At 63.6% G+C, this 11,950-nt stretch carries 11 protein-coding genes and 1 pseudogene; 10 read left to right on the top strand and 2 right to left on the bottom strand.

Annotated elements, in window-relative coordinates; translation table 11 throughout:
• Positions 1 to 20: 20 nt before the first annotated feature.
• Positions 21 to 398: a DUF427 domain-containing protein gene (locus tag MAB_RS23345; protein WP_005079741.1), complete on the bottom strand. Its 378-nt coding sequence runs from the start codon at positions 396 to 398 to the stop codon at positions 21 to 23.
• Positions 399 to 483: 85 nt separating this feature from the next.
• On the opposite strand from MAB_RS23345, the gene MAB_RS23340 reads away from it, so the two are divergent.
• From MAB_RS23340 to MAB_RS23330, 3 genes are read left to right on the top strand one after another with little or no spacing between them, the layout of a single operon-like run.
• Complete coding sequence (locus tag MAB_RS23340; RefSeq protein WP_005079742.1) at positions 484 to 1,188, top strand: TetR/AcrR family transcriptional regulator; 705 nt, start codon at positions 484 to 486, stop codon at positions 1,186 to 1,188.
• The gene (locus MAB_RS23335) at positions 1,185 to 1,988 is read left to right on the top strand and encodes a class I SAM-dependent methyltransferase (RefSeq protein WP_005079744.1); all 804 of its coding nucleotides are present in this window, start codon (positions 1,185 to 1,187) and stop codon (positions 1,986 to 1,988) included. The genes MAB_RS23340 and MAB_RS23335 overlap by 4 nt, the downstream gene beginning before the upstream one ends.
• Positions 1,989 to 2,023: 35 nt before the next feature.
• Positions 2,024 to 3,205, top strand: coding sequence for an acyl-CoA dehydrogenase family protein (locus tag MAB_RS23330; RefSeq protein WP_005112513.1), 1,182 nt, complete (start codon positions 2,024 to 2,026; stop codon positions 3,203 to 3,205).
• An 82-nt stretch (positions 3,206 to 3,287) separates the two neighbouring features.
• Here the strand turns inward: MAB_RS23330 and MAB_RS23325 are convergent, their stop codons facing one another.
• Entirely contained in the window at positions 3,288 to 4,547 is a 1,260-nt protein-coding gene (locus MAB_RS23325) for a KasA/KasB family beta-ketoacyl-ACP synthase (protein ID WP_005079746.1), read from the bottom strand.
• Positions 4,548 to 4,917: 370 nt separating this feature from the next.
• Between MAB_RS23325 and MAB_RS23320 the strand changes: the two genes are divergently transcribed.
• The 7 genes and pseudogenes from MAB_RS23320 (at position 4,918) to MAB_RS23290 (ending at position 11,944) form a co-directional block, all read left to right on the top strand.
• Complete coding sequence (locus tag MAB_RS23320; RefSeq protein WP_005079747.1) at positions 4,918 to 5,835, top strand: class I SAM-dependent methyltransferase; 918 nt, start codon at positions 4,918 to 4,920, stop codon at positions 5,833 to 5,835.
• Complete coding sequence (locus tag MAB_RS23315) at positions 5,832 to 6,782, top strand: SAM-dependent methyltransferase (RefSeq protein WP_005079748.1); 951 nt, start codon at positions 5,832 to 5,834, stop codon at positions 6,780 to 6,782. The genes MAB_RS23320 and MAB_RS23315 overlap by 4 nt, the downstream gene beginning before the upstream one ends.
• A gap of 156 nt (positions 6,783 to 6,938) precedes the next feature.
• A complete protein-coding gene (locus MAB_RS23310) occupies positions 6,939 to 8,357 on the top strand; it encodes an aldehyde dehydrogenase family protein (protein WP_005079749.1) in 1,419 nt (472 codons plus the stop codon).
• 78 nt (positions 8,358 to 8,435) lie between these two features.
• A complete protein-coding gene (locus tag MAB_RS23305; protein ID WP_005063805.1) occupies positions 8,436 to 9,302 on the top strand; it encodes an SDR family oxidoreductase in 867 nt (288 codons plus the stop codon).
• Positions 9,299 to 10,264, top strand: coding sequence for an NADPH:quinone oxidoreductase family protein (locus MAB_RS23300; RefSeq protein WP_005063804.1), 966 nt, complete (start codon positions 9,299 to 9,301; stop codon positions 10,262 to 10,264). Before MAB_RS23305 ends, MAB_RS23300 begins: the two co-directional genes overlap by 4 nt.
• Positions 10,261 to 10,711, top strand: a pseudogene (locus MAB_RS23295) (MaoC family dehydratase). The gene MAB_RS23300 and the pseudogene MAB_RS23295 overlap by 4 nt, the downstream one beginning before the upstream one ends.
• Before the next feature lie 366 nt (positions 10,712 to 11,077).
• Positions 11,078 to 11,944 carry an MlaE family ABC transporter permease gene (locus tag MAB_RS23290; RefSeq protein ID WP_005095537.1) on the top strand — a complete coding sequence of 289 codons (867 nt, stop codon included), beginning with the start codon at positions 11,078 to 11,080 and terminating at the stop codon, positions 11,942 to 11,944.
• The last annotated feature ends 6 nt before the right edge of the window (positions 11,945 to 11,950 follow it).

Here is an 11,950-nt window from a genome sequence, read left to right as displayed (position 1 = left end):
GGGTCGCCAGATGGGTACGTTCACTCTGCGGTGACGGTGACCCGGTCCGGGTAGAACGCGAGATACCGCGCGATCGGGGCGACCTCCGGGAACGGATCCTCGTATGTCCAGGCGGCGTCCTCGACCGTTCCCTCGGGTGTGCGCACCGAGTAGTAGGAGGCCTCGCCCTTGTATGGGCAGTAGGTATGGGTATCGGTGCGTTGCAGCACATCCCAATTCACGGAGTCGGGCGGGAGATAGTGCACGGCGGGATAGCTGGCCTCTTGTAGCCGCAGCGCGCGGGTGGAGTCGGCGACGGTGTCGTCGCCCGCGGTCACAACGACGCGTGTGTTCGACGGTGAAATGCCGATGGGATGGTCCGGGCCAGGAACCAAATGCGGCCTGTCGGGGATGGACATGTCTTCGAGGGTAGGCCCTTCCCGATGGGGGGCCACAAGGCTAAACTGACTAGAAAACCAAATTAGTCATATAGTCAGGGGTGTGATGGACGAGCGGAAGGCGACCGGTATTCTCAATGCCGCTGAACAGCTGTTTCTGCAGTTCGGATACCGAAAGGTGACCATCGACGAAGTGGCGCGTCGGGCCGGTGTGGGCAAGGGGACGATCTATCTCTACTGGCCGAGCAAGCTCGAGCTCTTCGGTGCCGTGTTCACCAGGGATGGCGTCGCCATGCTGACCGCGGCGGCCGACGCGTTGCGGGCGGACCCGCGCGAGGTGCTGCTGAGCGTGAGTAGCAGGCGGACTTTCATCGCGACCATGAACAATCCATTGGCCAGGGCAATCGTGACAGGAGACCAGGCGCTACTTGGTGATCTTTTGACCACCACCCCCGCTACCGGCGAAATGGGACTTGGCAAGCTTGGCACCACCGATCTGGTGTTGCGCCTGCTGTACCGGCACGGGTTGCTGCGTGATGACCCTGAACAGGACCCCATGCTGGCCTATCGGGTCGCCGCGACGACCGCTGGCTTCTATGCCGTTGAAAACACTAGCGCTGCTGGAGGGTTCGCTCTGGAAAGTAAGGCCGATGCTCTGGCAGACACGGTGAGCAGCGCCTTCGAGCCGGCCGAAGAGCCGAGCCTGGCGGTGCTTGAGGCCGCGCGTGCCGAGGCGTTGACGTTCTACGAACGCTGGTGTCACGAGCTTTCTGCCGTGCTCAACCCGTCTGCCAAGGAGACAGCGAAATGACTGCCAAGGTCGACTTCAGCGATGTCGAATGGAGGTCGGTGACCTGGACCATGCTGGTCACCCTCTTTCTCCGGGCATACGAAAGCCGTTCGCCGCGTTCGATTCTCAATGATCGCGCGGCCGCTGAATTGGTGGATCGCATCGACTACGACTGGCCGCGTATCGAACGCACGACCGCGCCCAGGTCCAACCAGTACACCGTCACACTGCGTGCGCGGGCGCTGGACGACTGGACGGGGGAATTCCTGACGGCCCATCCGGATGCGACCGTGCTGCATCTGGGCTGCGGGCTGGACAGCAGGGCGTTCCGATTGAACCTGCCGGCCGACGTGCGTTGGTTCGACGTCGACATGCCCGAGGTCATCGCGATGCGCCGGCGGGTCATCGAGGAGCGAACCGGCTATCGCATGATCGCCTCGTCGGTGACCGGGGCCGCGTGGTTCGACGATATTCCCACGGATAGACCGACATTGGTCGTTGCCGAGGGTCTGGTGATGTATCTGACCGAGGACGAGATACGGGAGCTTCTGCAGCGGATCACCGATCGATTTCCATCCGGGCAGATCGTGTTCGACGCGATGCCGCCGTCCATTGTGCGGGCGCAGAAGCTGTTCAAGTCTTCGATTCGAAGTGCTGCTCAGGTGCAAGGATGGAACCGGCGCTTGCGATGTGTCGAGGAGACAACTCCATGGCGGCTGTACCCGTTGGTGCCCTCGCGGTTTCTGCGCGGAATCTACTGGGCCATGGCTAGCCTGCCCTGGCTTCGCAGTTTCGAAAGGCTGTACCGCTTCAGTTTCTAGCCGACACGGTGGCTGGGGGAGTTAGGGTTTGCGGCATGGCTACCGACGCTGCACCAACCAACCCCGACGAGTTGTTCGGTATCGATGCGCTGCTCAGCGACGAGGAGCGCGCGATCCGTGACAGCGTGCGCGCGCTGGTCCAGGCGCGCGTGGTACCCAATGTTCAGCGCTGGTACGAGCATGGTGATCTGCCGGTACGCAAGCTCGCGCTGGAGCTGGGCAAGATCGGTGTACTCGGGATGCATCTGCACGGATACGGATGTTCCGGAACGTCCTCTCTCGCATATGGACTGGCCTGCATGGAGCTGGAGGCCGGTGACTCGGGGATCCGCTCGTTGGTCAGTGTGCAGGGGTCGTTGGCGATGTATGCCATCTATGCCTATGGCAGTGATGCGCAGAAGCAGAAGTGGCTGCCCAGGATGGCAACGGGCGAAGAGCTGGGGTGTTTCGGTCTGACCGAGCCCGATTTCGGGTCCAACCCGGGCGGCATGCGCACGCACGCGCGCCGGGATGGCAGCGACTGGGTACTCAATGGGACCAAGATGTGGATTACCAACGGGTCGATCGCCGATGTCGCGGTCATCTGGGCGCAGACCGACGAGGGCGTCCGTGGTTTTCTCGTGTCGACCGATTCGGCGGGGTTCGATGCCCAGACCATCCATTCGAAGATGTCTTTGCGCGCATCCGTGACCGCCGAGCTCAACCTCGTTGATGTGTGGGTGCCGGAGAAGAACAGGCTGCCATTAGCCGTCGGGCTCAAGGCCCCGCTGTCGTGCCTCAACGAGGCGCGTTTTGGCATCATCTTCGGCTCGATGGGCGCCGCCCGTGAATGCTTGCGTACCGCACTGGAATACGCGCAGACCAGGGAGCAGTTCGATCGCCCGATCGCGGGCTTCCAGCTGACCCAAGAGAAACTGGCCAACATGGCGCTGGAATACGGCAAGGGAGTGCTACTGGCGCTGCATCTGGGGCGCCGCAAGGATGCCGACACTCTGGCGACCCCGCAGGTCAGCCTGGGCAAGCTCAACAATGTGCGCGAGGCCATCGAGATAGCCCGGACCGCCCGCACAATCCTTGGTGCGAACGGTATTTCGGGCGAGTACCCGGTGATGAGGCATGCCAACAACCTGGAATCGGTGCTGACCTACGAGGGCACCAGCGAGATGCACACACTGGTTATCGGCCAGGCGCTGACCGGGATTGCGGCGTTCCGCTAGTCGAACGCCGACACGCCGCCTGGCGGCGGAATCGTTCGAGACGAATCCGCCACCAGACGGCGTGTCGGGACAGAGAAGTGGATCAGTACTTGCCGAGGGCGATCGCCACGTTGTGGCCACCGAACCCGAACGAGTTGTTGACCGCGTACTTGTAGTCGCCCTTGCGGGGCTCCTTGCTGACGATGTCGAGATCGATCTCCGGATCGGGTGTTTCGTAGTTGAGGGTGGGCGGAATGATGCCCTCCTGCAACGACTTCACCGTGATGACCGCCTCGACGGCACCGACCGCACCGACGGAGTGCCCGAGGGCGCCCTTGGGTGCGTAGACCGCGGCGTGCTGCAGACCGGACTTGTGAATGGCCCTGCCCTCGGCGACGTCACCGACGCTGGTCGCGGTGGCGTGCGCGTTGACGTGGTCGATGTCCTTGGCGTCGAGGCCGGCGGTTTCCAGAGCCCGGTTCATGGCCTTGGCGGCCCCGATGCCGTCCGGATGCGGTGCCACTACGTGGAAGCCGTCCGAGGTGATGCCCGCGCCGAGAAGCCGAGCGTAGATCCGGGCCCCGCGTGCCTTGGCATGCTCCTCGGTCTCGATGACCATGAGCGCGCCGCCTTCGCCGAACACGAAGCCGGTGCGGTTCTTGTCGAATGGCCGCGATGCCCCCGCGGGGTTGTCGTTATCGGTGGACATCACGATGCGCATATTGGCGAACGCGGCGATGGGCGCGGCCTCGATGGCTGCCTCGATACCACCGCAGATGGCGATATCGGCGTCGCCGTAAGCGATCTGCCGCCAGGCGTGGGCTATGCCCTCGTTACCGGAGGCACACGCCGAGACGGGGGTGATGACGCCACCGCGCGCCTTGCGTTCCAGGCCGATGACGGCGGCAGGTCCGTTGGGCATGAACATCTGAACGGTAAGAGGCGAAACGGCCTTCGTGCCCCGGGCGCGCATCTCGTCGTACGCCTCGACCAGCTTCTCGCCACCGCCCAGTCCGGTGCCCACCGAAACCGTCAGGCGCTCCAGATCGATGTCTTCCGGGGCTCCGGCGTCTTCCCAAACCTGACGGCCCAGGATCGCAGCCAGACGCTGCACATAGGACAGGCGGCGAAGCTCGATCTTCGTCATGTCCTTGTCGAAGTCGCGGACCTTGAGGTGCCCGCCGATCTTCACCGGTAGGTCGTACTGGGCGACGAAGTCGTCGTCGAGTACGCGGATGCCGCTTTCGCCGTTGAGGAGTCCCTTCCAGGTGCCCTCGACGTCGGGTGCGATCGACGTCGTCATGGCCATGCCGGTCACGACGATGTTCGGAAAGCCACCATTTGCGGTAGATGGTTTGGCCATTATTTACATCCCCCCGTGGACATGTACGTGACAGGCACGTTCTATCCCCTTTCGAACTCTTCTCTGAGCTATCTGCTAGACCGAATTTTAGTGACTTGTCTGCTAGCGAACTCCGTCCGGGTGGGTAAGCAGGCGGATTCGCTCATGAACCTTATGCGAAATTTGTGTAGGAACTGCACAAATCGGCTACGTGTGTCCTGGCGGTTGACGCCGTCGCGCCGTGGGTGAAAAAGATGACGGGCAAATGAATGAAGGGTCCGGTTACCAGGGCCTCACCTGGGCGAATGTGACCTGTTGCACAATGCTCGCCACGGAGAGAGATCTGTAGCATTGCTCACTATTGGGTCTAGTTTGCCTTGAGAGGAGCGGGATGCGCGTCGACGGGGACACCTGGGACATCACCTCAAGCGTGGGCGCCACGGCTCTCGGAGTGGCGGCCGCCCGGGCCACCGAGACGCTGCGTGCCGACGCGCTGATCCGCGATCCGTTCGCGCAGATACTCGTCGACGCGACGGGGAAGGCGACGGGTTGGGAACGCTTGGTCGCCGGCGATATCGACTGGCCCGACCCCGAGGCCGGACGGATATACGACCGAATGGTGGACTATCAGGCCACCCGTACGCACTTCTTCGACGAGTACTTCCTGGCCGCAGCGGCGGCGGGTATCCGGCAGGTGGTGATCCTGGCGTCCGGCCTCGATTCCCGGGCATACCGGCTCGACTGGCCCGCCGGTACCACCGTTTACGAGATCGATCAGCCGCAGGTTCTGAAGTTCAAGGATTCCGCTCTGGCCGCGCACCAGCCGACGGCACAGCGGCGCGGCGTGGCCATCGATCTGCGCGAGGACTGGCCTGCCGCCTTGCGTGCGGCGGGCTTCGATTCGGCGCAACCGACCGCGTGGCTTGCCGAGGGCCTGTTGCCCTACCTGCCCGCAGACGCTCAGGACAATCTGTTCCGCGACATCGGTGTGCTGAGCGCCGCCGGCAGCCGTGTCGCCGTAGAGGGATATGAGGGCAAGCTGGTCCTGGACGAGAGCGAGGAGGAAGCGGTCCGCCGGGAACAGGTGCGCGCCGCCTTCAAGACGGCGATAGACGTCGACGTCACGATCGAGAATCTGATCTACGAGGACGAAAACCGGGCCGATCCCGCGGAATGGCTTGATGCGCACGGATGGTCGGTGACCAAGACCGACGCGCACGATGAGATGGCACGGTTGGGTAGGCCCGTCGCCGAAGATGTCGAGCGCGGAACGTTCCGCGGCCAGCTGATCCAGGGAGAGCTCCGATGACCGGCACGACCACCGCACGGTCCGATGACGACAGCTGGGACATCGCCAGCAGCGTGGGCGCCACGGCGGTCATGGTGGCGGCCGCCCGGGCGGCCGAAACCCGCAGTGCGTCACCGCTCATCCAGGACCCGTTCGCGCAACTTCTGGTCGAACGCGCGGGGTCCGGCGCCTGGTCGGTGCTTGCGAGTGACGGACTGCGGCAGCAGCTGGCAGAGCTTGACCCGGACGCAGATCGCGTCATGCAGTACGCGGTCGATTACCAGGCGGTCCGCACGAGATTCTTCGACGGTTTCTTCGAACGGGCGGCGCACGCCGGCATTACCCAGGTGGTGATACTGGCCGCCGGACTCGACTCCCGCGCCTATCGACTGGACTGGCCTGCCGGTACCACGGTGTACGAAATCGACCAGCCGCTTGTGTTGCAGTACAAGCGCCACACGCTGGACGCGCACGATGTGCGCTCCGCGTGCCTGCGCCGCGAGGTCCCCGTCGACCTGCGGCAGGACTGGCCCGCGGCACTGCAGCGGGAGGGATTTGACGTCGCCGAGCCGACAGCGTGGCTGGCCGAAGGTCTGCTCATGTACCTACCGACCGAGGCGCAGGATCGGCTCTTCGAGCTGATCGTGGACCAGAGCGCACCGGGCAGCAGGATTGCCGTCGAGGCAGTTGGGCCCGACAACGACAAGCGCCAAGAGTTCCGTAGCAAGATGCGTGCGCATTTCGACAGAGCTCGCAAACTGGCAGGGATGGACGGCGAGTCTCTCGATGTCGGATCGTTGATGTATCACGACGAGAACCGCACCGACGTTCCCCAGTGGCTCGCCGGCCGGGGATGGACGGTACGGGCGATACCAGCGGAGGTGGAGATGGCCGAGGCGGGCCGTCCCGGATACATCGAAGAGGATCTGCGTGGAAACACGCTGATCGAGGCCGAGCTCAAGGGCTGACGGCGCGCGGCCCTCGGGGGTGCGGGGTTCTCAGGCCCCAACTAGTTGGTTACCATCGGTGATACAGCTCACTTAGCTGCCATCGTTAGTCCGTACACGCCTGCGTGACCTGCGGAGATGCGCTCAATGATGAGCCTGCCATCGAGAGGAACGGATATGACCACCGAGATCTCTACGCCCGCCGACCAACACGCTGCGTCCGAACCCTCGCGCATCCCGGGGATCGTGCGCGGTCTGCGGGAGACCTTCGCGACTGGCCGGACCCGCGAATACCAGTGGCGCAAGGCGCAGCTCGTAGGACTGGAGCGGCTTTTCAAAGAGAACGAAGCCGCCATCGCCAAGGCACTCAACGACGACCTGGGGCGGTCCAGCGCGGAGGCGTGGATCGCCGACGTGGTGGGAACCGTGGTCGAAATTACCTACGCCCGGAAACACCTGAAGCGATGGATGCGCCGGAAGCGAGTGCGGGGTCTACCGATGGCACAGCAACCCGCCAAGGCCTACGTGCAGTCCGAGCCCTATGGCACGACGCTGATCATCGGCGCATGGAACTTTCCCTTCTATCTCACGATTGGCCCACTGGTCGGTGCGGTTGCGGCCGGAAACACGGTGGCACTCAAGCCGTCTGAACTAGCGCCGGCGTGTTCCGCACTGATGGCAAAGCTGCTTCCGCAGTACCTTGACCCGCACGCCGTCGTCGTCGTCGAGGGCGACGGGTACGTCACCCAGGAACTGCTGGCCCAGGGCTTCGACAAGGCGATGTTCACCGGTGGCACCGAGATCGGTAAACGCATTCTGGAGGGCGCGGCTCCGCACCTCACACCGGTGGCGCTGGAGCTCGGTGGCAAGTCACCGGTCTACGTGGCTTCCGACGCCAACATTGAGGTGGCGGCCCGTCGTATCGGATACATGAAGGGCCTCAACTCCGGGCAGGTCTGCCTGGCACCCGACTACGTCATCGCGGACGCATCGATTCGTGATGAGCTGGTGGAGAAGATCAAGGAGTCGTGGGAACAGTTCCAGGCAGACCGGGAGGACAAGGGTCTGCGGGTGCTCAACCAGCGTCAGTTCGATCGGCTGGTCGGATACCTCGCGGCCACCGAGGGACAGGTGGCCGTCGGTGGTGCGTCGGATGCCGAGAGTCTGACCATCGAGCCGACCATCGTGGTGGATCCCGATGCCGACGAGCCGCTGATGCAAGAGGAGATCTTCGGCCCGATTCTGCCGATTGTCACCGCTGAAACACTGGATGCCGCAATTGATTTCATCAATTCGCGGCCGAAACCGTTGGCGGCCTACGCATTCACCGAATCCAAGTACACCGCTAATCGGTACGCTGCCGAGGTGCCGGCAGGTGGCATGGTGATCAACCACCTGCTCTACCACGCCGTCATCCCGAAGCTGCCGTTCGGTGGCGTCGGTGCCAGCGGTATGGGTGCCTACCACGGCAAGGCCGGGTTCGACGAGTTCAGTCACCGCAAGTCGACGCTGTACAAGTCGACCGCGCTGGATCTGAAGCTTCCGTACCCGCCGTACACGGAGAAGAACCTCAAACTTATGCAAAGGCTCATGTGAGCCAGGGGCATTGGCCCTTCAGTTTACCCAAACCCCATGAAGTTTCGATTGAACCCTCAAGTGAATTAGGAGTTCTGCATGCCGGGAGTGCAAGACCGGGTAATTGTCGTGACCGGAGCCGGAGGAGGGCTGGGCCGCGAATACGCGCTGACTCTCGCCGGCGAAGGGGCCTCGGTGGTCGTCAACGATTTGGGCGGTGCCCGAGACGGATCCGGCGCCGGATCGGCAATGGCGGACGGTGTTGTCGACGAGATCAAGGCGGCCGGTGGCCGGGCTGTCGCCAACTATGACAGTGTCGCCACCGAAGAGGGCGCCGCCAACATCGTCAAGACCGCCCTTGACGAGTTCGGGGCCATTCACGGTGTGGTGAGCAACGCCGGCATCCTGCGCGACGGCACCTTCCATAAAATGACATACGACAATTGGCATGCGGTGCAACAGGTTCACCTCTACGGCGGATACAACATCACCCGTGCGGCATGGCCGCACTTCCGCGAGCAGGGATACGGCCGCATCGTGGTCGCCACCTCGACCAGCGGCCTGTTCGGTAACTTCGGCCAGGCCAACTACGGAGCCGCCAAGCTCGGCCTCGTGGGACTGATCAACACTCTCGCGCTGGAGGGGGCCAAGTACAACATCCACTCCAACGCGATCGCGCCGATCGCCGCGACCCGGATGACCGCCGACATCGCCTCCGAGGCCGTGCTGGAGCAGCTGCCACCGGCCTTCGTCTCGCCGGTCGTCGGTTACCTGTGCACGGAGGAAAGCACCGACAACGGATCCGTTTTCGTAGTGGGTGGCGGCAAGGTGCAGCGCGTGGCTCTCTTCGAGAACGCCGGCGCCACCTTTGCCTCGCCACCGACGGTCGACGAAGTTGCCGCGCGGTGGGGCGAGATCGAGGACCTCGCCACCGTCACCAAGGCCGGCCCTCCGTCGCTCGCATGAAAGCGATACAGGCGCAGTCGTTATCGGGCCCGGAAGGGCTGGTGTACACCGATGTGGAAACCCCGGGAGCCGGGCCCAATGTCGTCGTGGTCGACGTCAAGGCCGCCGGGGTCTGCTTCCCCGACTACCTGATGACCAAGGGCGAGTATCAGCTGAAGATGGAGCCACCCTTCGTCCCCGGAATCGAGACAGCCGGGGTGGTGCGCTCGGCGCCGGAGGGTTCCGGCATCAAACCCGGCGACCGCGTGATGGCCTTCAATTTCATTGGGGGATATGCCGAGCGCGTGGCCGTGGCGCCCTCCAACATCCTGCCAACGCCGCCCCAGCTGGACGACGCCGAAGCGGTGGCGCTCATCGCGAACTACCACACCATGTATTTCGCCTACGCTCGTCGGGGACAGCTGCGGGCAGGGGAGACGGTGCTGGTACTTGGCGCCGCCGGCGGCATCGGCACCGCGGCAATCCAGATTGCCAAGGGCATGGGCGCCAAGGTTATTGCCGTGGTGAACAGAACTGCCGCAACAGAATTCGTGAAAAGCGTGGGTGCCGATATCGTCCTGCCCCTGGAAGAGGGCTGGGCCAAGGCAGTGCGTGAGGCGACCGGCGGCGCCGGTGTCGACATGGTGGTCGACCCGATCGGCGGACCCGCTTTCGACGACGCTGTGCGGACACTGGCCTCAGAAGGCCGGCTGCTGGTCGTTGGATTCGCCGCCGGGGGGATACCTACGATCAAGGTGAATCGTCTGCTGCTGCGTAATGCTTCGCTGATCGGCGTGGCCTGGGGCGAATTCCTGCGTACGCATGCCGACTACCTGTATGAGACCCAGGCCGGGCTGGAAAAGCTGGTGGCCGAGGGTATGCGCCCGCCGGTCAGTGCGCGCATACCGCTGTCGGAGGGCCGCCAGGCGCTGCAGGACTTCGCCGACGGCAAGGTGTACGGCAAGATGGTGTTGGTGCCGTGACGGGCAAGGTGTTCAACGGAATTGAGGAGATCACCACCGGTGATCTGGGTGTCAGTGACTGGTTACTGGTTGACCAGGAGCGCGTGAACACCTTCGCCGACGCCACTGGCGATCATCAAGTGGATTCACGTGGACCCGGAACGGGCGGCCGACGGTCCGTTCGGGGGCACCATTGCGCATGGACTACTGACATTGTCGCTGCTGCCGCACTTTCAGTTCGAGCTGATTCGTGTGGACAACATCTCCATGGGAATCAATTACGGCTACAACAAGGTTCGATTCATCAACCCGGTGAGGGTGGGGTCGAGGTTGCGGGCGCGTGCCGAGGTGACCAGCGTCGAGCAGAAGCCCGGCGCCGTGGACGTGACCATCGTGACCACCGTCGAGATCGACGGCGCCGACAAGCCGGCCTGTGTGGCCGAGTCGATTTCGCGCTACATCACGTAACCAAATTCGGCGTATCGTTTCAGGCCGGGCCGCGCCGGGATATCGCGGCGAATACCACCGTCGGAATCAACAACAGCAAGGTCTTGGGTGTGATACCCATTCTCGCCCAATGGAATCACAACCTGCGATTTGTCAACGGTTTGGACATCGCACATCACAGCGTGGCGAAAATCTCACCGCGAACTACGACGATGTGTAGATCACGTCGGTCAGGTGTTATGTTACTGCTCAGTTCGGGCCCTGCTTTCTCTGTGACCAGCGAAGATGGTGGGCCCGAGAGGTTTGGACGAGAGGGCATCACGTGGGTCACCCAGCACGCGGTCGTGTTGCCCTGGGGTATTCGATGCGTTCGATCGTGAGGCCGCGATGACCACATTCGAGGGAACTAGCCCGGCGCGGCCAGCTACGCCGTCTCGCGACGCTGTTTCCGGTGCGCTCAAGGAGTACGTACGCAAGCACCCCGTGCAGGCGGTGGAAACCGCAGGCAGTCAGATCGTGCTCGGTGTGCGAGCGATGCAGTACATGTTCTCGGACATCGTCCACCGTGCCTTCCCCTGGCGCGAGTTCATCCATCAGGGTGCGTTCATGGCAGGCAGCGCTGTGGTGCCGACGCTGCTGGTAGCCATCCCGATCGGTGTCACCTTGTCGATCCAGTTCGCGCTATTGGCGGGGCAAGTCGGTGCGTCCTCCTTGGCGGGCGCGGCCAGCGGTGTCGCGATCGTGCGGCAGGGTGCTTCGCTGGTCGCCGCCGTGCTGATGGCCTCCGCGGTCGGGTCGGCCATCACCGCTGACCTCGGCTCACGCACCATGCGTGAAGAAATCGACGCGATGGAAGTGATGGGTGTGTCGGTGATTCGGCGCCTCGTCGTCCCGCGGGTCGCTGCCGCCGTCCTGGTGGGTGTAGGCCTCACCGGCACCACGTGCTTTGTGGGCTTCTTGGCCAGCTACTTGTTCAACGTCTATTTCCAGCACGGCGCTCCGGGAAGCTTCGTGGCGACCTTCGCATCGTTCACCCGCGTCGACGATCTGGTGCTGGCGCTGCTCAAGGCGATCCTCTACGGACTCATCGTCGCGATCGTCGCCTGCGACAAGGGGCTGACCACCAAGGGCGGCCCGGCGGGTGTGGCCAACTCGGTCAACGCCGCGGTCGTGGAATCGATCCTGGTGCTCATGTTGATCAACGTGCTTGTCAGCCAGGTGTACGTCATGGTCTTCCCCCGGCACGGGATATAGGGGCCG

Origin of the sequence: Mycobacteroides abscessus ATCC 19977 (assembly GCF_000069185.1) — a bacterium.
Classification (GTDB): domain Bacteria; phylum Actinomycetota; class Actinomycetes; order Mycobacteriales; family Mycobacteriaceae; genus Mycobacterium; species Mycobacterium abscessus.
The sequence above is the reverse complement of the archived record's forward strand: the minus strand, read 5'-3'. Positions and strand labels throughout refer to the sequence as shown.